Genomic DNA, 23755 nt, shown 5'->3' with positions numbered 1-23755 from the left:
CGATCTCGGCCTATTCCGCCAGTCGGCGGAAGCGCACGGCTTGCTGCTTCATGGATATCTTACCCACTTCCCAGCCGTGGGGCAGAAGCTCCTTTTTGTAGTTGAGAAACGAGTGGTCCAAAGGAACGCCGGCGATAGCGCCGATCTCGTCGAAGGTGAGCGTCAGCTCATCGCCCTCCTGGGTTTCCACGTATTCCCACAGTTTGTCGTACTTGCTCATAGCGCTCTCTTTCCTTGGCATTCCGCTTTCTTTGCCGCCAGTCTAGCACGGGCACTACGCCCGGGTCACATTCGTAGGCATCCCGCAACCACTGCGAGGGCGCTCCGGTCGCAACATTGCGCGGCATTGCGGGAGCAACGCGGTCGCAACATTGCGCGGCATTGCGACATTGCAGGGGCAACGCGTAACGTTGAGCAAAATAGTTGTTGATCGACGCGGCGTCAGGGCGTATAGTGGCCGAGTCAATATTTCTGTGAGGCCTTCGGGATGCATGAAGCGCTCGCGCGAACGGCAAAGCGGCTTGCCCGCAGCGCCACAGCAGCGAAAACGCGGCATAAGCAAACCGGGGGCGGAGAAAACTCTGGAGAACTCTTAAGTGAGTGCCGAAGGTGCAAGGCCCTGCCAACGCGGGCGCCCCCGAGAGGGAGCGGGCCCCGCAAGGCGGCAGGTTTCGCGCGGGCAATCCCCAAGCGAGGCGGGCCGAATCTCTCAGGCAAACGGACAGAGCGATGACGCGACTTCTTCGGCCGCCCACGCATGAGTTCCCCCGAGTCTTCTCGCGAGAAGAAGGGAATGCCGTGGAAGAGGCGCTACTTGGTATCGTTACCACCATCAACAACTACCTGTCCAACTACATCCTCATCATCCTACTGCTCGGCATGGGCATCTGGTTCACCGTGCGCACCCGCGCCATCCAGTTCCGTTGCTTCGGTGAAGGTTGGCGCCGTACGTTCGGCAACTTCAGCCTGCGCGGCGGCGACCAGGGCGGCGGCATGACGTCGTTCCAGGCGCTGTCCACCGCTATCGCGGCCCAGGTAGGCACCGGCAACATCGTGGGCGCTTGCGGCGCCATCATCGTGGGTGGCCCGGGCGCCATCTTCTGGATGTGGATCATCGCGCTGCTCGGCATGGCCACCAACTACGCCGAGGCCGTCATGGCCCAGAAGACCCGCGTAGTCGACGAGGACGGCACCGTCCACGGCGGCCCGGTCTATTACATCACCACCGCCTTCAAGGGCAACGGGGGCAAGTTCCTCGCTGGATTCTTCGCCGTGGCCATCATCCTGGCGCTGGGCTTCATGGGCTGTATGGTGCAGTCGAACTCCATTGCCGAGACCATGAACAATGCCTTCGGCATCCCCACCTGGGTTATCGGCCTGGCCGTGGTTATCTTGGCCGGTGTCGTGTTCATCGGCGGCGTCTCCCGCCTGGCCGCAGTCACCGAGAAGATCGTGCCCATCATGGCCATCCTCTACGTGCTGGGCTCGCTCATCGTGCTCGTCATGAACGCGGCGAACATCCCCGCCACCTTCGCCCTCATCTTCGAGTGCGCCTTCAACCCCGAGGCCACCGTAGGCGGCGCCACCTTCGGCATCATCGCCGCCATCAGCCAGGGCGCCAAGCGCGGCCTGTTCTCCAACGAAGCCGGCATGGGCTCCACCCCCCATGCCCATGCGCTGGCCGAGGTGAAGACCCCGCATGAGCAGGGCGTTGTGGCCATGATTGGCGTGTTCGTGGACACCATCGTCGTGGTCACCATGACGGCGCTCGTGGTGTTGTCGGTGCTCTACGTGGGCGACGGCGCCCTGGCCACTGGCGATTACGCCGCCCTCACCGCCGAGACCATCACGAAGACCAACATCGCCCAGCTGGCCTTCGGCCAGTTCTTCGGCGCCAATGTGGGCGCCTGGTTCGTGGCCATCTGCCTGTTGTTCTTCGCGTTCTCCACCATTCTGTCCTGGAACCTGTTTGCGAAGCTGAACGTAGAGTGGCTCTTCGGCAAAAAGGCCGTGATGCCCTTCACCATCATCGCGCTCGTGTTCATCTTCATGGGCTCGCTGCTCTCCAACGACCTCGTGTGGGAACTCGCCGACATGTTCAACCAGCTGATGGTCATCCCCAACGCCATCGCGCTGTTCGCCCTGTCCGGCGCGGTGCTCGCCATCGCCAACGCCAAGCACGACAAGCGCGCGCTGGACGCGGCCGAGGAGCGCCTGGAAGACCAGGAGCGCGCCGCCATCAACGCCATGGTAGACGCCGACAAGCGCAAGTAGCGGAAAAGCGCCGCTGCGCGCTAGCTCTCATCTCCCAGAAGTTCTGCGAGGCGCTCGCGGGTAAGTCCGGCGAGCGCCTCGCCGTTTGTTGCGGCGATCACGGAATCGGCCAGGTCGCGCTTGGCCTCCTGAAGGGCCACGATGCGCTCCTCGATGGTGCCCTTGGCCACCACTTTGTACACGTCCACCTCGCGGCTCTGCCCGATGCGATGGGCGCGGTCGGTCGCCTGATCGGTAGCGGCGGCGTTCCACCAGGGGTCGGCGTGCACCACCACCGAAGCGCCCGTGAGGTTCAGCCCCGTGCCGCCGGCCTTCAGCGACACGAGGAATACCGGCGTCTCGTCGCCGTTGAACTGGTTCACCAGCCGCACACGCTCGCGCTTGGGCGTAGCGCCCGTTATAGTGAAGTGCGCGATACCACGGCGATCGAGTTCGGCGGAAAGCACGTCCAGATAACTGGTGAACTGGGAGAATACGAGCACCTTGCGCCCGGCATCGGCGGCCTCGTCCACCAATTCCATGATGGCGCCCAGCTTCTCGGCGCCGCCCTTGTAGTTCTCGAACACGAGCGAGGGGTCCAGCGCGATCTGGCGCAAGCGCGTCAGCTCGGCCAGCACCTCGACGGCGCTCTTCTCGGCATCGGGAATATGCCCGCGACGATTGGCCCGCGAGGCGTTCTGTCGCTTCTGGGCGTTCAGATCCTCGCGCAAACGCTGCTCGGCACCGTCGTAGAGCCGCCGCTGCTCGCGGGAAAGCGGCACGTAGCGGATGCTCTCGAGCTTTGCCGGCAGATCGGTGAGCACCTCTGTCTTGCGCCGCCGCAGCAAAAACGGCTCGATAAGGGCCCGCAGCCGCGCGGCCGCCTCCTCGTCCTCGCCGACGATGCCCAGCTCGTAGCGCTCGCGGAACCGCTCGTAGCTGCCGAGGAACCCCGGCATGAGGAAGTCGAAGATGCTCCACAGCTCCGAGAGGCGGTTCTCCACCGGCGTGCCCGTGAGCGCGAACCGCAAACGGGAGCGCAGGCGCTTCACCGCGCGGGTGGTCTTGGTGGCGTGGTTCTTGATGTACTGGGCCTCGTCGAGCACCACCATGCCCCAATCGATGCGGGCGAGCTGCGCGCCATCGATGCGCACGCGATCGTAGGAGGCCACGACCACGCAGGGCTCGCCGCTCGCACGGGCCAGCAGCGCCTCGCGGTGCGCGCGAGATCCCTCCAGAGCGATCACCGGCACATCGGGAGCGAAGCGGGCGAACTCGTCGGCCCAGTTGAACACGAGGGAGGCGGGACAGGCCACGAGCACGGGGCCGGCCAGCCGCTCGGCGTCACGCAAGCTCTTCACCAGGGCTATCATCTGCAACGTCTTGCCGAGACCCATCTCATCGGCCAGGATGCCGCCGAAACCGAGCGATGCCAGACGCGCCAGCCAGCGGAAGCCCTCCACCTGGTAGGGCCGCAACGTACCCGCAAGGGAAGCGGGCGCCTCCGCAGGCGCGGGCGACCCGTCCAGACAACGCAGGTAGTCTTCGAAGGCGCGGTCGCGCACGGCATCGCCATACTCCCGATCTAGGTAGAACGCCTGATAGGTTGGCAGCTCGGCACCACCGTCCAGCAACGCGTCGGCCGACACGCCCAAATCGCGCATCATATCGCCGAGCACCGCCACATCCCCCTCTCCCAGAGCGGCGATGCGCCCGTCGCTCAGGCGATGGAAGCGCCTGCGGCGCCGATAAGCGGAAAGCATCGCTCGCAGCTCGTCGGCGGAAAGGTCGCTCTCGCGCACATCCATCTGGATGAGGTTCGCCCGCAGGGACAGGCCCAGCGACACCCGCGGCGGCCGTTCCATGATGAGGCGGTCGAAGGCGGGCGTGGTGAACACCTCGCCCGCGGCCCGAAATTGCGCCAGGCCGCCATAGAGCAGCTCGCCGGCCAGCTCGGTCTGGCGCAGGGGCAGCGTGCACGAGCCATCGAAGAACTGCGCGGCCACGGCCACCCCCGCATCTTCCAAATCCTGATCGCGGAAGGCCTGGCTCGAGGCCGGCCGCAACTCCGGCTCCTCAGCAGAATCGGCAGGGCTTTCCAACACCACTTCCCGCTCGCCGTAAAAGGCCTTCACCGTGAGGCGGATGAGCGCGGCTTCCTTCTTCCCCGTCACGTCGAAGTAGAAGGCAAGCGTGCCGGCCACAGGGCGCAGCGCCTCCCAGACCTCCGGCAGCTCCACCGAAAGCGTCTCCTCCAGCACGGGCAACGCGCGCCGGCAGAACGCCTCGGCGTCGTGCTCGGCGATGAAGGCCCGCTGTCCCGCCGCAAGTCCCGCATCCTGCAGAAACGAGAAGGCCCGCGCGTCGGCGGCCGTCGTCCGCGCAGCTATGCCGTCGGCCAGCACGAAGGCCACTTCGAGCCCGCGCACCACCAGCACCTCCTTGGAAAGACGCAGGTCGTAACCGCCTTCGGAGGGAAGGAACTCAAGAGATGCAGCGGGGATGTCCTCCGCGATGGTCCACGGCGTCGGAGCCGGAGCGGCAGCGCCGCCATCGCTTCGCTCAAGGATGAACGAGGCGCGCTCCCCCATGGCATCGAGCATATCGGCCAGCTCCGCCTCTCGCAGGCGCACCTCGCGCTTCCCGGCGGCGGCTCGGAACGTGGAGCCGCCGAACAAGCGCTCATCGGGAAACACCTCGGCCAGCGTGCGGGCCACGGCGCGGGAAGGTCCGTCGAAGGCCTCGAGCCGATGGGCAAAGGCGAGCTTCTTCCCGTAGGAGAAGTACTCCCCACGCTGCACGCGATGGGCTAAGGCCTCAAGGTCGCGCACCACGTAAGTGCCCTGCGGGCCTTCCGCATCGAGCCACAGCGACCAGAGACGCCCGTCGAAGGCAAGGTGCGGCGTCAAATGAACACTGCCGGGCGCCACGCCCAAGACGGGCAATCCCGCGCCGCGCGATGCTGCGCCTGCAGGCGCCGTCGCGCCTTGGGCGAGGCAGCGGGCCAGCGCCTCACTCGTCGTGCGCTGGCTGCGAGACGCCGCGCGATTCGCCCCAACGTCGCGAAAGCTGCGGGGCTGGGTGAAGTAGGTCGTTACCAGGGCCACGCAGTGCTTGCACAGCCCGTCGAAGCGGGCAATGGCGGGGCAGGTGCATTCGTAATCGACGATGCGCGACTCGAAGTCGCCGAACATCACCGACGTCTCAAAGTAATCGGCAATGCCCGACGCTGAGGCGACCTGGGCCGAGATGATCGTCATATCGTCATCGCGCCGTACGGTGCGATCCGCAACCGCCTTTGCGCTGGCCGCCAGCCCTACGCCCCGCGACACCGCCCGCGGATCGGCGTAATCGGCCAACTTGATACCGCCCAGACCCACCGCGCCTCCTTTCAATTGCCGAATGCGAACACTTGAGGTTACCACAACTTGTCTGTTCGCAGTGCGGGGTAAGCGCAAGGCCTTGCGGCCCCTGCGCGTCTTTGAGAACCTTCGATTCTTGCAAGTTTTCCACGGTTTTCGACACTCGCTTCCCTAAGAGAGTCCGAAATAGCCCCCAGCATCCTCCCTTTTGCGGCTTCTTCCAAGAAGAATTCATGCAATTCATTATTTTCCAGAGGAAGACTCCCTAAGGCATGTCGGTAACCTCGAAAAACTTGCCGGATTCTCTGCTTGCAACTTACTCGGGTAGCAGCTCTGAATATGATGGACGCGACACGAAGAACGCGAAACCGCATCCGCCGCCCCATCCCGAGGAGGACTCATGGGCCTTTTCGCCTCACCCTGTACCAATACAGGCACTACCACGCATTCGCATCGCCAGCGCAGGCGCTTCGCCGCACTCGCCCTCGCCGCCCTCTTAACCACAAGCGCCCTCGCCCTGGCTGGCTGCGCATCGAACCACCCCATCACGAAATCCGGCGAGCAATGCGCCTCCTGCCATAGCGACGGCCGCACCGCCGTGGAGGGCACGGGCTCCGCCAGCGCCACGGAAACGGGCCTCACCTTCGCCGTGGAAAGTGACGCCGACGAAGTCTACCTCTGCACCGCCGCTGTGGCTGAGGACGGCACCGTCGTTCCCTCCCGCGACCGCACGCTGTCCGCCGACGAGCTGGGCGCCGTCACCGTGAACCGTCCGGGCCTCTACGCCCTGTGCACCGGCGATGTCGCCTCCCCCTCGGCCACCGTTCTCGTAAGCGCCACCGAATCCGGCCCCACTGACACCGTCGTGAAGCTGTAGACCAGTCCTGCGCAAATTCGCGTCGCACCCTGCGCCTTTCCCTATTCACCGCAAATTCTGCGGCGAATAGCTTGCCAATCGCCGCACGAACGCGAAAACCAGCCCCTACTCCCCCGCGAAGGCGCCGGTTTGGCGGTTCCAGAGGCGAGCGTAGTCGCCGCCCTTGGCCACGAGCTCGGCGTGGGGGCCGTCCTCCACGATGCGCCCCTGGGACAGCACGACGATGCGGTCGAGGCTCGCCACCGTGGACAGGCGATGGGCGACCACGATGGCAGTGCGGCCTTCCATGAGGCGAGCGAGCGCCTCCTGCACGGCCGCCTCGCTTTCGGAATCAAGTGCGCTCGTGGCCTCGTCCAGCACGAGGATGGGGCAATCGGCGAGCATCGCCCGGGCGATGGCGATACGCTGGCGCTGACCGCCCGACAGCTTGATGCCGCGCTCACCGGTGATGGTGTCGAACCCCTGGGGCAAATCCTCGATGAACTCGAGCGCGTTGGCCGCCCGGGCCGCCTCGCGAATCTCCTCTATCGTGGCGTCGGGCCGCCCATAGGCGATGTTCTCGGCAATGGAGCGGTGGAACAGCAGCGCCTCCTGGGGCACATAGGCGATCTGCCGGCGCAACGACTGCTGGGTCACGTCGGCCACGTTCTGGCCGTCCACCAGAATCTCACCCTCCTGGATGTCGGCCAAGCGCAGCAGCAGCTTCGTGAGCGTGGTCTTCCCCGCCCCGCTCATGCCCACGAGCCCCACGCGCTGCCCGGCGGGAATCTGCAGGTTGAAATCGCAGAACACCTGGGTCTTCACATCGCCGTCGGTGTACCAGAAGTTGATGTCCTTGAAGTTGATGTCGCCCAGTTCCACATCGAGCGGTTGCGCGCCGGGCTTGTCGGCCACCAGGCGCGGCTCATCGAGCACCGCCGTCATGCCGCTCGCGTCGCCGAAGGCCTGGTTGATACGCTGCAGGCCCGTGTTGATGAAGTTGAACTGGTTCGTCACCGTGTTCGTGTAGGTGAACATGAGGATGACGGTGCCCGGCGTGATGCCGAACCAGGCGTTGCCGCCGGAGATGAACACCGTCACCACGGACATGATGACCACGGTGATGGCCGCCGTGGTGATGCCGCGGGCGAGCGAGGCCCGCATGCGCTTCGAATCGCGCGCCACCACCTCGCGATTCGCCGTGTCGAACAGCCCCCGCTCGTAGTCCTCGCGCCCGTAGGTCTTCACGGCCAGGATGTTCGTGACCGCATCCGATAGTTCGCCGGACAGCTGGTTCTGGGCGCTGGCGGCCTTCTCGTTCAGATGCAGGATGCGCTTGTACATAAGGTAGCTGATGATCGCATACACCGCGAGCATGGCCATGAGTACCGCCGCATAGGCCGGCACCACCGGAAACAGGATGAGGCACGTGAAGGTGATAGAGCAGAGAATCGGCAAAAACGGGAAGTTCATCACCTGAAGCAGCTGGGTGTAGCCGGCCATGAATTTCGAGGTCTGGCTGACGAGCGTGCCACCGAAGCGGTTGGAATGGAACGACAGCGACTGGTTGCACAAACAATCGAAGGCCATGGTGGCCAAATCGTAGTTCACGGCGATCTGCAGCTTCCACAACGTGTAGTCCTGAAGCTTGCTGCAGGTCTGTCCCGCCAGATTGATGCCGATGAGCGCCGCGATGTAGGGGCCGAACACGTCGAACACGGCCTCGGGAGCCACCGGGTCGGCGCTGATGCGATCGACGATGAGGCTCATCACGTAGGGGTTGCCGTAGGTGAGAAAGCCGCAGAACCCGATCGTCGAGGCGACGAGCGCCACGAACAGTCCCAGATGATTGCGAGTTGCCAGCCAGTAGTAGTGCAAGCTGCGCATCGTAAGCGATTGCTTCTTCGACATAGCTATCCTAAAAGTTCCGTCAGGTCGCCGTTGGATAGTAGGGTGAGGTGGCGGGTGGCGCGGCTGATGGTGGTGTAGAGGCGGCGGCGGGCGATGTCGCTTTCCGGGAAGGTGCGGGCCGAGGCGTCGGGGATGATGACGCGATCGAACTCGAGGCCCTTCGCCAGCTTCAGCGGCACCACGACGATGCCCTCATCCGGCAGGCTGTCGCCCTCGCCGAGGACAACGACGCCCTGCCCCGCATTGGCATCACTTGCGGCCGAGGGGCGACCAAGGTCGCCCCCTACGGGGGGCTGCCCGCTCCCTGCGGTGACGCCGTCCAGCGCCTTCGCGAGGCGTTTGGCGTCGTTCTTCCAGGGAACGATCACCGCCGTAAGACCGCCGGCATCGCGTGCGACGCGCACCGCTTCCGCCAGGGCCGCCTTCCACTCGTCGGTGCCCTCGCACACCACGATCTCCGGTGCCGGGGCCTCGCGCTGCACCGAGGCCACCTCCATGGCCTCGCCTTCGGGCAGAAGGCGCGCGAACAGGTCGGTGATGGCCGGGGTGGACCGGTAGCTCGTCATGAGGCGGCACTGCGACACCTCGCCGCGCATCTCCTCGAACACCGCCTGCATCTCGTCCCACGTGGCCGTGCCCTCGAAGATAGCCTGGTTCGGATCGCCCAGAAGCAGGAAGTGCGCCCGACGGAAGTAGCGGGCAAGCACCGCCAGCTGGCCCTGGGAGTAGTCCTGGGCCTCGTCGATCATGACGTAGCGCGCCTCGGGGTTGCCAAGACCGGTCAGCGCCATCTTCAGGTAGACCCACTCCACCGAGGTCAGCCCCTCGCGGCCGAGCAGGCGCGCGGCCACGCGATCGACATCCAGCCACTCCATGGCCTCCATGGCGCGCAGGGCATCGGTGTGCTTCTCTTCCAAATACACGAGGGCCAGCGTGCGGGCCTCCTCGTCGCTTTGGGGATCGAAGACCTCGCCGAACAGGCGCAGTTGCTCGTCCACGGGAAGCGAGGCGATCTCGTCGTGGGTGTCCTCCTGAGCCGCCAGCGACTTCAACCGCGCCGTCAGGCGAACGGACAGCTCTTCGGCCATGAGCGTCGCCCGGTGCGGCCCGGCAGGCAGGTTCGCGAACTTCGCCGACACCTTCTCCACCGCATCCCCGCCGAGCAGGCGCACGCCGGCGCTCGTGATGTCGCGGAAGTCGCTGCGTGCGAACTCGAAGGAGGCCACCGCCGCATCAATGGCCCGCAGGCGCTCAAGCGATACGTCGCTCTCGCCCACGCCGCGCCCGGCGGGAAGCAGCGGCGAGAGGAACTCCTCCCAGGTGAGAATCTCCGGGTTGCGCTCGCCGAGGTCGGGCAGCACGCGGTCGATGTAGCGGCCGAAGACCGGATTTGGCGAGATGAGGAAGACCTGGGTCGGATCCAGGGCGCCGCGATGCTGGTAGAACAGATACGCGATGCGCTGCATGAACACCGAGGTCTTGCCCGAGCCGGCGATGCCCGCCACTTGAAGCACCGGCACGTCCTCGTGGCGCACGACGGCGTTCTGCTCGCGCTGGATGGTAGCAGTGATGGCCTGCATATGGGCCGAGCGCCCGCGGGAAAGCGACGCGAGCAGCAGCTTGTCCTCGATGGCCACATCCGAATCGAAGTAGGTGATGAGACGGTCCTCTTCTATTTCGAACTGGCGGCGCAGCTGCAAGTCCACGTGGATGGTGCGCCCATCGGCCACATAGGAGGTGGGGCCCATGGTCTGGTTGTAGTACACCTCGGCCACGGGGCTTCGCCAGTCCACGACCAGGCGCCGATAGTTCTCGTCCGAGATGCCCGCCGAGCCGATGTAGAGCTCTTTGGCCGGCGCCCCTTCCTTGAACTGCAGCGCGATCTTCGCGAAGTAGGGCTCGCGCAGGAGCACTTCCACGGCTCGCAGGCGCTCGGCCTGCACGGAGTTGGCCATGTCGTGGGCCTCGATGATGTTGTTCATGGCCACGATGTCGGCATGGGTCTCCAGGATGTCATCCCAGGTGGCGAAGTTCACGGCCAGCTCCTCGGCCATGGACTTCTTGTCCTCGGCGGCATCACGCGCCACGGCCTCCATGGCGGCTATCGCATCGCGGCCGATCTTCTCCAGCTTGCCGTAGGTCTCGCTCAGGTGCGCCTGTTCGGCGGCGAAGACGAGATCCGCGGCCTCCTGCCCGGTCGCGGCCGAGGGGCGACCAAGGTCGCCCCCTACGGAAGGGGCGCCGGCGCTCTGTTGCCCTTCCCTAGACAAGGATGCCCTCGCAGTGGTCGATCATGTGCTGCACGGCCTGGGCGGCGTTGCCCTCGAGCTTCTTCTTGCGCTCCACAAGCTCGCCGTCGACCAGCACCTCGTAGCTCACGCGCACCCAGTCGTAGCGCGTGACGGCCGTCGGCTCCTCGCGCGAGAGGCATGCCTCCACAGCGGTGTAGGGTTTCAGCTTCTGGGTGACGCGCGGGTTGTACATGACCTGCGGGCGGCCGGCCTCGTTCAGATAGGCGACAATGCGCTTTGTCTCGCCGATCTGGTTGGCGGCCAGGCACACGGCCTCGTCGCTGGCAAGCAGCGTCTCCACCAAATCGTCGGCGATGGCGGCGTCGGCGGCCGTGGCGGCATCGCAGGGCTTCGACAGGATTTCCTCGTCGGTGATAATCTCTCTGATCACAGGGGCTCCTTCGGGTTTGCGACGGCACGGGCCGCCGCGCTCGTGAAAAATGCGACTAAAGAGTATACACCACCGACGGCGCTCAAGGGCAACCATCCGCCAGACGAAGCGATCTGAAACAAACTCATGACGTAGCGCCCACGAGCCGGCGCGCGAAGCGCGGGCATAAGGTATGCTGAAGCCGAGCCATCGTCGCTCGCCGAACTGCCAACGCTTAAGGAGGTCGCCATGGCCGCGAAAAGCCATCGGGCGCTGAAAATCACCAGCATCGTCATCGGCGCCATCGTCGCCGTCGCGCTTATCGCGGTGGTCGCCCTGAACATTTATATGCGCGTCGCTTTCGCTCCCTTCTTCGACCGCGCGGAATCCCCCTTCGACATCCCGGGCATCAACACCGGCTTCGTCCCCCAGGACCTCGACCACGTGGAAGCCGACGACTCGTGGCTGTTCAGCGGGTACATGGCCGACCACTCCCCCTCGCCGCTCTACCGCCGCGCCGCCGACGGCACCATCGCGAAGTTCTTCGTCGCCCTGCCCGACGGCTCGGCCTACGACGGCCACGGCTCGGCCATCACCACCAACGAGCAGTACGCCTATCTGGCCTGCGAGGAGGGCTACCTCGTCATCCCCATGGATAGCCTGCTGTTCGCCGAGGACGGCGCCTGCGTGCAAGCCGCCGAGAAAGTGGACGTCGACTTCTCCCCTGCCTTCATGAACATCGAGCAGGGACAGCTCATGCTCGGGAACTTCTACTACCCGAATGACTACGAGACCCCCGAGGCCCACCACATCACCACGCCCGACGGCACCGAGAACCCCGCCGTCATGTACGCCTTCGCCGCCGATCCCACCCGTCCAGGCCGCTTCGCCACGGTGCCCGACAACGTGTTCTCCATCCCCGGCATGGTCCAGGGCACCTGCACGACCGACGACGGGCGCATCGTGCTGTCGGTCTCCTACGGCATCGCCCCTTCGCACCTGCTCGCCTACAACGTGAACCTCGCCGCGCCCGACGGCACCTTCACCACCGGTTCCGGCGACGAGGTGGAGCTGTTCTGCCTCGATTCCCGCAACCTGACGGAAGATCTGGTCGGACCGCCCATGCAAGAGGGCATCGAATCCCATGACGGGCGCGTCTACACTACCGACGAGTCGGCTTCCAACAAGTACATCTTCGGCAAGCTCTGCGGCGCCGGCCGCGTGTACGCCGTGCAGCTGTAGAGCCGCTACCCAATGGTCACGAGGCGATTTTGGAAGGCGACAGAGACCGTCGTGGGAAGGCCGCGCTCGGCGATGACGGCCTCGAAGGTGTCGCGCGGGAGCCGGTAGGTATTGTTCTCCTGGGAAACGTGCATGGCCGCCACCGCGCGCAAGTTTTCGTGAGCCAAGTTATCCAGGGCCTCGCGCGCCTGGTCGTTGGACAGATGCCCGCGCGCCGATGCGATGCGCTGCTTGATGACGTAGGGATAGGGGCCCATCTGAAGCATGCGCGCATCGTGGTTGCTCTCCAGAGCCAGCAGGTGCACGCCGGAAAGCGCCTCCCAGGCCGCATCGGTCACGACACCGGTGTCGGTCATGTAGCCGAGGGAGTCGCAACCGCTTCCGCGCTCTTCGAACCGAAACCCGTAGGAATCGGCCGCATCGTGGGAAGTGCGGAAGGGACGCACGGCCAGGCCGGCCAAATCGAGCCGATCGCCTCCGTCGAAGGGCTCGAACGCGGCGCCGACGCTGGCCACAGCCTCGCGCAGAGGCGCGGAGGCCGCGAACACCGCCTCGCTGGCGCACACCGCAGGATGCGCCCCCGCCTTCGCCAGCCCGCGCAGGACCACGCCGAGCCCCTTCGTATGGTCGCCATGGTCGTGGGTGATCACGACGGCCCGCAGCTTCTCCAAATTGAACCCGGCTTCCTCGGCCCGGGCGAAGAAGTCCCGCTTGCATATGCCGCAATCGACAAGTACCCCCTCGCCCGTCGCCGCATTCTCCACAATGGCGGCATTCCCGCCGCTGCCGCTGGCCAGTATATGCAGTCGAAGCATTAAGAATTTCTTTCATTTGAATTGCCATTGAAATGGAGAATAATTCTAAACATCCCCTTTATCCAGTTCAAGGACTCAGCCCAAAACGCCTTTTGCCCCAAACGCCCCGTCTTTAAAACCTAGCCTCAAATCAACGGTTTTACCTTAAACTTCGTCGATTTGCGGCTACCACCTCAACGCGAGTCGAAATTAAGGTGCCATCGACGCGACTTCATCGCCAAAAACCCATAACTGACTTGATTTTGTTCATATGCTCAAATTTTGCAGACATGACCTGTGCATTCCCGGAAGTTTCATTTGTCAAGATCACTCCAATTTCCCATCGACAATGTAGCAATAAGCTTTCCTCATTGACAACGACTCTTTTCGTCATGTTTAATGCACTTGCACAATTTGTGCGTCGCTGCTGATTCTTACCTTTGAAAGGGGTACCAATGAGCGATCCGAACGTGGTAGTGGCCCGCAACACCGACAAGGCGCCCGTGAGCGACCTGTATTCCCAGACGGTGGCGTTCTCCCACTACAACAACCTCTCCGCCCAGCTGCCCATCGACCCGGCGACGGGTGCCATCGTGGCGGGCGGCGCCGCCGAGCAGGCCGAGCAGTGCTTCAAGAACCTGCAGGCTATCGTGGAGAGCATCGGCCACGACATGAACGACATCATCCGCGTGTCCATCTTTTTGGCCGACATCATGGATCTGAACGCGGTGGAGAAGGTGCAGGCCTCCTTCTTCCCCACCTACCAGCCCGCCCGCACCGTGGCGGCCATCGACGCCCTGCCCCAGGGCGCACTCGTGTTCATCGAGGCGCTTGTCGATAACGGCGAGGGAACCCAGTCGGTCCCGCAGGCCGGCGACCTGGTGAAGCTCACCAACAACACCCACGCCGCCCCCTACGACGCCGGCTCCACCCAGACCGTGGCGTTCTCCCACTACAACAACATCACCATGCAGCTGCCGCTCGATCCCGGCACGGGCCGTCCCATCCTGGGCGACGTGGCCGCGCAGACCGCGCAGTGCCTCGCGAACGTGAAGGCCATCCTCACCTCCGTGGACGTGCCCTTCGACGACATCGTGAAGGTGACCATCTTCGTGAAGAACCTGGCCGATGCGAGCGTGGTGGACGACGTGTACAAGACGTTCTTCCCCGATTCCGGCATCGCGCGCGCCGTGAACTACCTGCCGGCCCGCACCGTGGTGCCGGTGAAGGATCTGCCCTACCACTGCGACGTGGCCGTCGAGGCCGTGGTCTCCCATGGCGACGGCACCCCGCCCCAGGCCATCGAGGATCGTCACGGCCTCATCATCGAGGCGTGCAACACCGACGCCGCTCCGAAGTGCCCGCTTGCCACCCAGTCCGTGGCCTTCTCGCACTACAACAACATCTCCGCCCAGCTGCCGCTCAATCTGTCCGGCAAGCTCATCGACGGCACCGTCGCCGAGCAGACCGCCCAGTGCCTCGCCTATGTGAAGGCCATCGTCGAGTCGGTCGACCACGCGGTGGAAGACATCGTGAAGGTGAATGTGTACCTGGCCGACATCGCCGATCTTGCCGCCATGAACGAGGCCTACGCCGCCTTCTTCGGCGACCACAAGCCGGCCCGCAAGGTCGTGGGATGCGGTGAGCTGCCCTTCGGCGCCCGCGTCATGATCGACGCCATCGCCGGCAACTGGGAGGGCACCCCGCCGGTGGCCTAAGAGCGCACCTCTTCGAACCGTCGATGCAAGAACGCGCGGGCCGCTCGTGGCCCGCGCGTTTCTATTTCTCTGGAATGTACTCGGCCAGAAGCGCTACCAACTCGTGGATGTTCAGCGGCTTGGTAGTCAGCGCCGTCATGCCGGCGTCGCGGGCGCGGCGCTGGCCCTCCTCGAAGGCGTCGGCCGTCTCGGCGATGATGGGCAGCGTGGCGGCGTCTGGCCGATCCAGGGCGCGAATCTCACGCGTGGCCTCGTCGCCGTCCATGCGGGGCATGCGCATGTCCATGAGCACGGCATCGTAGTAGAACGGCTCCACGGAGGCCACCTTGCGCACGGCCGCATCGCCGTCGCGCGCCTCTTCGGGCTTAAAGCCGTAGTCCTTCAGAATCTCCACCAGAATCTCGCGGGACAGATCGTCGTCGTCCACCACGAGCACCTTGCAGCCGGTAAAATCGCGCTGGCACCGCTCGGCCGCCGCCGCTTTCTCGCGGGCCTCGGCCAGCTCGTCGGCGTCGGCCACGCGCAGCGGCAGCGTGATGGCGAACGTCGAGCCGCGGCCCACGACGCTTTCCACCGCTATCTCGCCGCCCATAAGGTCGACGAGGCTCTTGGTGATGGTCATGCCCAGCCCCGTGCCCTCGGTCTTGTTGGCGTACCCGAGGCCATCGCGCTCGAAGGGCAGAAAGATGCGATCGAGGAACTCCGGCGTCATGCCGCAGCCGGTGTCGCTCACGGTCAAGCGATAAGCGCCGAAGCCGCGGGGCGCGTCGGAAAGCTCAGTGAGCGCCACGGTGACAAGCCCCCCGGAGGGCGTGAACTTCACCGCGTTGCCCACGGTGTTCACGAGGATCTGGTTCAGGCGCAAGGGATCGGTGACCACTTGGGGATGGGCCACGTTGTCCACATCGATCGTCAGATCGACGCCGCTGGCCGCCGCCTTCTCGCCGAACATGCCCTGCACCTCGATCACGGCATCCGGCAGGCTGACGATGTCCTCGTTGAAGGACATCTTGCCGCTCTCGATGCGGCTCACATCCAAAATGTCGTTCACCAGGCTCAGCAAGTGATCGCTGGACAGCATGATCTTGCGCAGGCAATCGCGCACACGATCGGTGTCGTTCAGGTGGTCCAGCGCGATGGACGCGAAGCCCGAGATGGAGTTCATGGGCGTGCGGAAGTCGTGGGACATGTTGGTGAGGAAGGTCGATTTCGCCTGGCTCGCATGCTCGGCCAAATCGAGCGCGTTCTGCAGCGCCACCTTCTGGCGCAGCTGCTCGCGCATCTCGCCGGTGACGTTGCGGGCCGCTAAAATGACCTTCGAATCGCGCTGGGGCAGGCGGATGATGCGCAGCTCCACGTACTGCTCCTCGTCGCCGAACAGGCGCCGATAGCCCACGGAGAAGTCGGTCTCCCCCGCTTCCAGGCGGCGCCACAAGGCCTCGCCGCCGATTTCCGCTCGCACCCGGGCACGGTCCTCGGCCACCACGAAGGTGTCGATGTAGCGCTCCATGGCGGCGGGATAGTCGCCCTCTTCCGCGCTGGCCAGGGCGAATTCCGCCGTCATCTCCTCGCCGCGCCGGTACACCTCGAGTTCCTGAGTTTCCAAATCGACCAGGTACAGCGCGAAGTTCTCCGCTCCCAGGCTGTCGATGATGTCGATGTACTGCTCGCTGCGCTCCTCGGCCAGCTTCGTGCGTGTGAAATCCTCCAGAAAGCCGAAGGCGAATCGCTCGGAGCGGTCGGTGTGATCGAGGCTCATGCGCAGCCACCGTCCGTTGGGAAGGCGTCCCTCCTGGTAGAAGGCCTCGCGTCGCTCGAGGAAGGCCTTCATCTTCTGACGCACCTCTTCGCTTAAGGTGCTGCCGAAGGTGAGGTCGATGAACTCGGTCAGGCTGATATAGTTGCTGTCCACGCCGCTTTGCTCGCGGGCCTGCTCCGTCAGAAGCATCTGACGGTAGCGCATATCGTAGAAGAACAGGCCGGCGGCCGCCTTCTCCATGGAGCGCTGGGCGGGCAGAATCCAGTCCGTCACGTCGTGGATGGTGAATCCGCACAGCCCCTCGGAAATGGGGAACACCTCGGCGCGGAAGAACTGCTGGAGCATCTCGGAAGGCGCCTCGAACTCCGAGGCGCGGCCCTCGTAGGCCGCCTCGTAGAAGTGGTCGAGCCAGATGGGATCGCCGCCCCACAGGGCGTAGGCCTCCTCGCCGAGCAGGTCCTCCGCCACATGCCCGGTCAGAGAGGCCGCCGCGGCGTTGATATAGCGATAGGCGAAATCATAGGGACGCCCCCGATCGTCAAGCAGCACTTCGGCGACACCGAAAGGCAGCGTGCTGCAGCCAAATGTCGTCTCCCAGGCTCTCAACAGTTCATCCACGGCAAAACTCCCCTTGACAGGTTTGTTGAAAAAATCCCATACGTTGCACTATTACAGTGTACCACTTTCTGAGCCAAAAGGTCATTTTATAGGAAATCTTACCCGTATAAAGATGGTTTCGCAAAATTCCCTTTCTTTGGTCACGTGCACAAAAAGGCCCTCCGCAACTGGCGAAGGACCTTACGATGGTCGTTATTGACAGACGTTTCAGCAGGTTGTCTAAGCCTCTGGCTCGGCTGCCTGGTTCTCGTCGCGCTGAACCTCGCTGGCCGCAGGCGGAATCTCGCCGCGCTTGAAGCGCATGACGTCGCCGTCCTGCTGCATCACGAGCTCCTCGCCTTCGAGCGTCGCCTCAGCCGAGCTGCCGTCGAAGGTGAGTTCCACCGTGGTGGCGTCCTTGGCGGTCCAGGAGCCGTCCATGTTGGTGCCCAGCACGCTGAGCACGGCAGAACCGCCCTCGTTCAATTGCAGGTAAACGGAAAGTCCCATCTCCTGGGCCTGGGCCAGCGTCTCCTCGGTGGCCTCCTGGCCATCGACGGTGCCACTCGTCAAAATCCAATCCCCCTGGAAGTTCGCGGCATCGTTGCCCGCCGGCGCACCGGCACATCCTGCCAGCGCCACGCACAGCGCGAAGGCGCATGCTGCCGCCCCGATGATCTTCGCCTTAAGCTTCATTCCCGCTCCTTTGATCGCATTCTTCGACGCCCATCGCGTCCCTTGCAGCCAGCGCGGTCATCTTATACGTAAGCGGCAGCATCAGCAATACTCATCTCCCATACGTTGGGCAACTGAGAAGAAGGGCTTTCACATCGCCCGCTCGTCTGCTATGGTGGCCCCAATCAGCGAAGAGCGCACCGAAGGAGACCTCATGGGAGACTACGCCAACCGGGTGTTCGCCGTCGTACGGCGCATACCGCGCGGAAAGGTGGCCACCTACGGACAGGTGGCACGGCTCATCGGCGCCCCGCGCACGGCGCGCTACGTCGGTTATGCCCTGCACGCCAACCCAGAGCCCGGCACCGATCCGGGCTGCATCCCCTGCCATCGGGTCGTATTCAAGGACGGACGCATGGCCACCGGTTTCGCGTTCGGAGGCCCCGACGAGCAGCGAGGCATGCTCGCCGCCGAGGGGATCGCCTTCGACGAAGAGGGCCGCGTGCTCATGGAAGAGTTCCAGTGGGACGGCCGTCCGGAAAGCGCCGCACCCGGCGAGAACGACATGCCCACCGCGCCGCCCCCGGACTTCGACTGGGAAGCCGAACTGGCCGAGCACCCGCTGCACCATTGCGAGACCTGCGCCGCGCCGCGCCCCGACTGCAAAAAGGAACGCCACGCCTAAGTTCCCATTCGTTCCGAGGCGGGCGCCGGTGCGCACATTCGCCATTTGGCAACGGGTCTCCCCTGGCTCGATGACCGTTTCCTGCCAAAAGGAGCCACCGCGCCCGGCGCGGATTACCATGGGTCTTCGGAACCGCCGACTCCTTCGCCTTCCCGAAAGAACCGACGGCATCCCGTCGCACATCCCAACGCACCAAGGAGGCGTCATCATGGAAGATAAAGAGTTGCTCGAGAAGATCATCGCGAAGCAGAGCGTCATCATTCCGGCCATGGAAAAGACCGGCGAGACGAAGGACATCCCCGAGAAGTTGCGCCACGCCATGGCCGCGGCCGAGGAATGGGCCGACGTCATCGAGAAGAAAGAGGGCCGCGACAAGGAAGCCCGTCGCTGGCCGGTGAAGCAGTTCGCCGAAGAGGCCCACGAGCACATCGCCCTGTTCGATCACGAGACGCGCCAGCAGATCCAAGAGTACTGCGAGCTGGTGGCCCGCCTCCCCTACGATGACGACGCCCCGCTCGGGGTGTAACTGCGCAGTGTCAGCTATTGTCGAGGAGGCCGCTCGATATCGAGAGGCCTCTTCGCATTTTGCACCTTTACGGATCCAACTAATCCTCGTCTTCCTCCCAATCGATAAGGGCGAAGTCGTCGATGTCCTGCCGCGTGTGGATGACGCGGCGAACCGTGAGGAATTCCTCGTCGTAGGTGTAGAACACCCGATAGTTGCCGACAAGCCATGAGCGAATATCTCGACGGCCCAGCGCCTCATCGATGAAGGGGCGGCCAAGCGTGGGCATGGCGCACAGTTCTTTTACGGCCGCCTTGATGCTCGTGTAGGTTTGCCGCGCAGCGGCAGGATTTCGACACACTTCGCCCACGTAGATGATGATCGATTCCAGATCGAAGGCCGCGCGGGGGCGGTAAATCGGCTCCCGCATCAGACGCCCCAAACTTCGAAGATTCGCTCCATGGTCTCATCGAGGGATGCCTGGGAGATCGTCTCCTTGCGATACTTCTCCTCTATCTCCGCCTCACGGAGCTTCTGGACGTAGCGCTCATGCTGACGCTGCTCCTCGTAGGCAACGCAATCGATCACGACAAGGCTCGCCTTCCCGTTCTTCGTCATGAAAATGGGCTGCTGCGTTTCTTGAGCCTGGGCACAGACGTCGTTGAGATCGGTTCGCAGATCGCTAATAGGGCGAATAAGGGGCACGGCAGCGGGCATAGAATCACCTCTATAAATAAGTAACTTATTTATAGAGGTTTTTACCACAGATGAGTATCGAATTCAACGCCATTCCAAAAGCGTTATCCAACTTACTCATTCCCGTATCCCCATGACACCAATTCCGCTTCATATCTTGAACAGGCAAAACTATCTTTTTGGAAAAATCCTCTTGACCCTCAACTAGGTTGAGGGTTTAACCTCGGGTTGTGTCGATTTTGTGCATGGTATTAGGAGAAGATGCGCAAAATACCAATCGCGAGAAGGAGGGAATCTATGACCCTAAGCAAGCTATCGCGGCGAGACTTCCTCAAAGGCGCGGGAGCCACCGGCGGCTACGATGCCAACCCCGAGATGATGCAGGCCTGGGTGCGCCCCGAGGACTACGAGTACTCCTCCTGGTGGAATCCTTCCTGGGGAACCACCGGCGACGGCCACATGATGGGCCTGGCCGTAGGCGCCGAGATGGACTCGCTGCCCCAGCCGGTTATGAACTTCAGCAACGCCACGCCCTCCACCTTCGTGGAGAAGCGCGTGTACTTCCCCGGCGCGATGAACTGGGGCATCATGGTCACCGAAGAGGGCAAGCGCTTCACCAACGAGAACAATCAGCACGGGCTCGTGCTGTCCGACCGCATGGAGAACGGCTACCGCGCGTTCACCCCCAAGGACGCCTTTCGCTCGAACGCCTTCCGCGTGCTTTTGCAGTACGGTTTCAGCATCAGCGAGGCCATCGAGATGCTGGACGCCAAGCAGGACACCGCCGAGTTCCGTGAATCGCTGCAGGAGCAGCGCCAGAAGCTGGAACGCGAGCGCATCCTGCTCGATTATCGCCAGCGGCGCATCGAAAGCATGCTGGACGTGCTGGAGACCGACGGCAAGGTGGATTTCAAGCTCGTGCACATCCCCGATCAGCTGTACGTGAACGCCTCCCACGGCCGCGACTTCACCGTTTCCATGGAGAACGAGAAGGTGCTCGCCGAGTACTACGATCTGCTCAGCATCACGAGCTGCGCGCGCATCATCACGCGAGAAAATCTTCTGGACGACAGCCCGGCGGTCGACCCCGACTACATCAACATCGCCTCGGTAGAGGAGCGCCATTTCCTCTCCGACTATGCCCAGCAGCGAGTCAAGCGTTTGGAACTGGGTCGCTGCGTGCGATTCCGCCGCACCGTTACCCGCGAGGAGTCCGTCCGCAAGGAGACCTTCGACGACCTGTTCGCCTACCTTGATACCCGACAGCTGGCGATTCGCGGCGACATCCTCATCATGCCCATGTTCCTAAACCTCGACGGCGAGGGCAGCGACATCGAGGTGCTCTACGTGCCCGTGAACGATCAGGAGGCTAGCGACTCGGCTTCGAGCAGCGGTTCGATATAGGCGAGTGGGGCGACGCGGACGCGACCGCACAACAGGGCGCCTTCGGGCGCGAGCAGGCCCGGCTTGGGAACGATCATGGTGACGGTGGCGTCGGCGCGCACCGTATCGGCGGCGGCCGCCCCCGTCTGGGCCGAAAGGCCGCTCGGCACGTCGGCGGCCACCACAACCGTGCCGCCGTTGCGGGCGTCGTTCATAGCGCGAATCCACCCGCCGAAGGGGGCTTTCACTGCATTGTGAGGGAAGCCGGTGCCGAGAATGGCGTCGATGGCGAGGGGCGCCGCCTCCAGAAGACCGGCGATTTCCCCGGCATCGGGCGCAACGAGCACAGTGCTGCGATCGCTCAGGGCCGCCTGGGCCCGGAGCGCCGCAGAGCGCGCCGGCTCCGCCGTCAGATCTTCGGGAGCCCGCGCCGTCACCACACGCACGGGGACACCCCACCGATCCAGGTACTCGGCGGCCACCCAGCCGTCTCCCCCGTTGTTGCCGTTGCCGCAGAAGATGACGATGGGGCCTTCCCCTTCCAGCATTTTGCGCGCCCCGAAGGCCAGGAAGCGGCCCGCACGGCGCATGAGCGTATCGAGCGGCGTGCCAGCGGCGGCGATGGCCTGCTCCAGCGCCACCACCGCAGGCACATCGAGCGCCGCCGGCTCAAAGGGCGTGACCGCCTCGGCTACAGGCCGATAGGCCTCCACGAGCCGTGGCAGCGACCAGGCGGCGTTGGCGGGACTTGTGGACGGCAGCTTCTCCGCGGCTATTCCCGTATCGGGTTCGCAGAGCTTCCCGTAGAGCCGCGCCGAGGTGGCACCGGTGCAGAACACGCGCCACACAGGTGCCGTGCCCAAAATGCGAGAGAAATCGTTGGGCCGGGCGTTTGCGATGGAGGCGTCGGAGGCGCCCTCGATGTCGCAGGAGGCCAGCACGTCCCACAGCGCTATATGGTGGCGCAGCAGCAAATCGGTGCGCTCGGCGTTGTCCTCGGGCACCGGCTCGTCGAACAGCGCCGCCAGCACCGGCCAGAAGCGGTTGCGCGGATGCCCGTAGAAGAACGCCGCCTCCCGCGAGGCCGGCGAGGGCATGGTTCCCAGCACGAGTACCTCCGAGCGCTCGTCGAACACCGGCTCGATACCGTGCTCGATATGCTCCACCTGCGCCATAGAGCCTCCCTTCATCACTGCCCTGCATCCAAAACCGCAAGCTACACCTTGCGCGTCGGCAAAGGCGTTTCTCAGAAAACTATAATACGGAATCTCAAAAGATCGAACGCGATAAACGCACGAGAAGACAACTTGTCGGACATCCTTCATGCAAGATGCCCGGTCGCCCTACCAGAACCGTCAGCTTGCACGCGCTCAAAAGCCCCTTCAAGCGTCCCTTGCCAAAATCGAAATCTTGACTTGGAGTTTGCTCGAAGTTATACCGTTGGAGCCGAGCCCCAAAGGAAAGGAATCCTCATGACCAAAGTAGTCCAGACTGCCGGCCGCGATGCGCTCGGCACCGAGAACCCGGAGGCACACGGCGGTCTGTTCGGCCTGGGCGCCCCCAACGACGCCTATGCGCAGTACTTCACGGGGCGCTCGTACCTCAATCCGCTGACCGACCCCGCGCAGACCCAGTTCATCGCCAATGTCACCTTCGAGCCCGGCTGCCGTAACAACTGGCACATCCATCACGCCGCCGAGGGCGGCGGCCAGATCCTGCTCGTCACCGACGGACGCGGCTGGTACCAGGAGTGGGGCCAAGATGCCCGGGCGCTGCTGCCGGGGGACGTGGTCTACATCCCCGCGAACGTGAAGCACTGGCACGGGGCCGCCTCCGACAGCTGGATGAGCCACGTGGCCTTCGAGGCGCCGGGCACCGAGTGCGCCAACGAGTGGTGTGAACCCGTCACCGATGAAGAGTACGCCGCACTCTAGGGCGACAAGCACAAGCCCCCCCCCGAGCCGGCAGCCAGACTCGGGGGGGCAAGCCAATAGCTGCAATTATTCTCTCTTGCAAATAGTCTAGTAGTTCGCTAGAATTTTCTTGCGCCGAGAAGTTCCCCCTTCGCCGTCGTGCAGCGGGCTGGGGGCGTGTTCCGTGCACCGGGCAGGTCGAGAGTGGCGCACGGCCTGTCGCCTGCGAGAAAGGTGCATGATGGGCGTTATCAAAGCCGTGTGCACAAGCGATGTCAAGGGAATCCAGAAAACCGAGCAGACCGCTATCGAGCTTCGGCCCGATTGGGGCATCGAGGGCGATGCCCACGCCGCGCCGTGGCACCGCCAGGTGAGCCTTCTGTCCTACGAGCAGATCGAGGCCTTCAAGAATCGTGGCGCCGAAGTGGGCAACGGTGCATTCGGCGAGAACATCATCGTGGAGGGCTTCGACTTGAAGAACCTCCCCATCGGCACGCGCTTCGCCTGCAACGACGTGGTACTGGAGTTGACCCAGATCGGCAAGCAGTGCCACGCCCACTGCGCCATCTACCACCAGATGGGCGACTGCATCATGCCCCGCGAGGGCGTGTTCTGTAAAGTCATCGAAGGCGGCACCATCGCCCCCGGCGACACCATCGAGCTCGTATAACAGGACGCGAGGAACTCGAACGGCGGAGCCGCACATGACTTCCGCTTCTGCAACTTCTTTTCCACCCGCCGCAAC

General features: G+C 64.0%; 20 protein-coding genes and 1 riboswitch. Of the genes, 9 read left to right on the top strand and 11 right to left on the bottom strand.

The window, feature by feature from the left end; translation table 11 throughout:
* Window positions 1-10: 10 nt before the first annotated feature.
* Complete coding sequence (locus ACYVRU_RS06420; protein ID WP_461185875.1) at window positions 11-220, bottom strand: hypothetical protein; 210 nt, start codon at window positions 218-220, stop codon at window positions 11-13.
* 351 nt (window positions 221-571) lie between these two features.
* Window positions 572-735, top strand: a riboswitch (glycine riboswitch).
* 63 nt (window positions 736-798) lie between these two features.
* On the opposite strand from ACYVRU_RS06420, the gene ACYVRU_RS06415 reads away from it, so the two are divergent.
* A complete protein-coding gene (locus ACYVRU_RS06415) occupies window positions 799-2274 on the top strand; it encodes an alanine/glycine:cation symporter family protein (protein WP_461185874.1) in 1476 nt (491 codons plus the stop codon).
* A gap of 20 nt (window positions 2275-2294) precedes the next feature.
* Here ACYVRU_RS06415 and ACYVRU_RS06410 read toward each other — a convergent pair whose 3' ends face one another.
* A complete protein-coding gene (locus ACYVRU_RS06410) occupies window positions 2295-5633 on the bottom strand; it encodes an SNF2-related protein (protein ID WP_461185873.1) in 3339 nt (1112 codons plus the stop codon).
* Window positions 5634-6015: 382 nt separating this feature from the next.
* Here ACYVRU_RS06410 and ACYVRU_RS06405 point away from each other — a divergent pair, with 382 nt between their 5' ends.
* On the top strand, window positions 6016-6492 hold the full coding sequence (locus tag ACYVRU_RS06405; RefSeq protein WP_461185872.1) for a hypothetical protein: 477 nt from the start codon (window positions 6016-6018) through the stop codon (window positions 6490-6492).
* Between the two features lie 105 nt (window positions 6493-6597).
* Here the strand turns inward: ACYVRU_RS06405 and ACYVRU_RS06400 are convergent, their stop codons facing one another.
* Genes ACYVRU_RS06400 through ACYVRU_RS06390 form a run of 3 tightly spaced genes read right to left on the bottom strand, consistent with a single transcriptional unit; the run spans window position 6598 to window position 11064 of the window.
* Window positions 6598-8382, bottom strand: coding sequence for an ABC transporter ATP-binding protein (locus tag ACYVRU_RS06400; protein ID WP_461185871.1), 1785 nt, complete (start codon window positions 8380-8382; stop codon window positions 6598-6600).
* A gap of 2 nt (window positions 8383-8384) precedes the next feature.
* Window positions 8385-10652: a HelD family protein gene (locus ACYVRU_RS06395; RefSeq protein WP_461185870.1), complete on the bottom strand. Its 2268-nt coding sequence runs from the start codon at window positions 10650-10652 to the stop codon at window positions 8385-8387.
* Entirely contained in the window at window positions 10645-11064 is a 420-nt protein-coding gene (locus ACYVRU_RS06390) for a peptide deformylase (RefSeq protein WP_114539548.1), read from the bottom strand. Before ACYVRU_RS06390 ends, ACYVRU_RS06395 begins: the two co-directional genes overlap by 8 nt.
* A gap of 228 nt (window positions 11065-11292) precedes the next feature.
* Here ACYVRU_RS06390 and ACYVRU_RS06385 point away from each other — a divergent pair, with 228 nt between their 5' ends.
* Window positions 11293-12285 (top strand): hypothetical protein, encoded by a 993-nt coding sequence (locus tag ACYVRU_RS06385; RefSeq protein ID WP_173112078.1) that lies wholly within the window; start codon window positions 11293-11295, stop codon window positions 12283-12285.
* A gap of 5 nt (window positions 12286-12290) precedes the next feature.
* On the opposite strand, the gene ACYVRU_RS06380 is transcribed toward ACYVRU_RS06385, so the two are convergent.
* Window positions 12291-13100 (bottom strand): MBL fold metallo-hydrolase, encoded by an 810-nt coding sequence (locus ACYVRU_RS06380; RefSeq protein WP_173112075.1) that lies wholly within the window; start codon window positions 13098-13100, stop codon window positions 12291-12293.
* Between the two features lie 434 nt (window positions 13101-13534).
* Between ACYVRU_RS06380 and ACYVRU_RS06375 the strand changes: the two genes are divergently transcribed.
* Window positions 13535-14797, top strand: coding sequence for a RidA family protein (locus ACYVRU_RS06375; RefSeq protein ID WP_256156568.1), 1263 nt, complete (start codon window positions 13535-13537; stop codon window positions 14795-14797).
* 61 nt (window positions 14798-14858) lie between these two features.
* Here the strand turns inward: ACYVRU_RS06375 and ACYVRU_RS06370 are convergent, their stop codons facing one another.
* A complete protein-coding gene (locus ACYVRU_RS06370) occupies window positions 14859-17174 on the bottom strand; it encodes an ATP-binding response regulator (protein WP_256156567.1) in 2316 nt (771 codons plus the stop codon).
* 219 nt (window positions 17175-17393) lie between these two features.
* Window positions 17394-17849, bottom strand: a complete 456-nt coding sequence (locus ACYVRU_RS06365; RefSeq protein WP_114539543.1) for a hypothetical protein — start codon at window positions 17847-17849, stop codon at window positions 17394-17396.
* Between the two features lie 193 nt (window positions 17850-18042).
* Between ACYVRU_RS06365 and ACYVRU_RS06360 the strand changes: the two genes are divergently transcribed.
* The gene (locus ACYVRU_RS06360) at window positions 18043-18513 is read left to right on the top strand and encodes an MGMT family protein (RefSeq protein ID WP_173112062.1); all 471 of its coding nucleotides are present in this window, start codon (window positions 18043-18045) and stop codon (window positions 18511-18513) included.
* Window positions 18514-18721: 208 nt separating this feature from the next.
* Window positions 18722-19039 (top strand): hypothetical protein, encoded by a 318-nt coding sequence (locus tag ACYVRU_RS06355; RefSeq protein WP_114539541.1) that lies wholly within the window; start codon window positions 18722-18724, stop codon window positions 19037-19039.
* Between the two features lie 79 nt (window positions 19040-19118).
* Here the strand turns inward: ACYVRU_RS06355 and ACYVRU_RS06350 are convergent, their stop codons facing one another.
* Both ACYVRU_RS06350 and ACYVRU_RS06345 read right to left on the bottom strand, forming a co-directional pair.
* Complete coding sequence (locus ACYVRU_RS06350) at window positions 19119-19448, bottom strand: type II toxin-antitoxin system RelE/ParE family toxin (RefSeq protein WP_161127611.1); 330 nt, start codon at window positions 19446-19448, stop codon at window positions 19119-19121.
* Window positions 19448-19735: a type II toxin-antitoxin system prevent-host-death family antitoxin gene (locus ACYVRU_RS06345; RefSeq protein WP_161127610.1), complete on the bottom strand. Its 288-nt coding sequence runs from the start codon at window positions 19733-19735 to the stop codon at window positions 19448-19450. The genes ACYVRU_RS06350 and ACYVRU_RS06345 overlap by 1 nt, the downstream gene beginning before the upstream one ends.
* 276 nt (window positions 19736-20011) lie before the next feature.
* On the opposite strand from ACYVRU_RS06345, the gene ACYVRU_RS06340 reads away from it, so the two are divergent.
* Window positions 20012-21118 carry a twin-arginine translocation signal domain-containing protein gene (locus tag ACYVRU_RS06340; RefSeq protein ID WP_452039409.1) on the top strand — a complete coding sequence of 369 codons (1107 nt, stop codon included), beginning with the start codon at window positions 20012-20014 and terminating at the stop codon, window positions 21116-21118.
* Here the strand turns inward: ACYVRU_RS06340 and ACYVRU_RS06335 are convergent.
* Window positions 21076-22272: a DNA-deoxyinosine glycosylase gene (locus ACYVRU_RS06335; RefSeq protein WP_452039408.1), complete on the bottom strand. Its 1197-nt coding sequence runs from the start codon at window positions 22270-22272 to the stop codon at window positions 21076-21078. The genes ACYVRU_RS06340 and ACYVRU_RS06335 overlap by 43 nt on opposite strands.
* A 297-nt stretch (window positions 22273-22569) precedes the next feature.
* Between ACYVRU_RS06335 and ACYVRU_RS06330 the strand changes: the two genes are divergently transcribed.
* Together ACYVRU_RS06330 and ACYVRU_RS06325 are read left to right on the top strand one after the other, a co-directional pair.
* Window positions 22570-23031: a cupin domain-containing protein gene (locus ACYVRU_RS06330; RefSeq protein ID WP_452039407.1), complete on the top strand. Its 462-nt coding sequence runs from the start codon at window positions 22570-22572 to the stop codon at window positions 23029-23031.
* Window positions 23032-23251: 220 nt separating this feature from the next.
* Window positions 23252-23680, top strand: coding sequence for an MOSC domain-containing protein (locus ACYVRU_RS06325; protein ID WP_452039406.1), 429 nt, complete (start codon window positions 23252-23254; stop codon window positions 23678-23680).
* Window positions 23681-23755: the final 75 nt, after the last annotated feature.

Source organism: Adlercreutzia sp. CNCM I-6216, from assembly GCF_977113345.1.
This window is presented reverse-complemented; position numbering and strand designations above follow the sequence as displayed.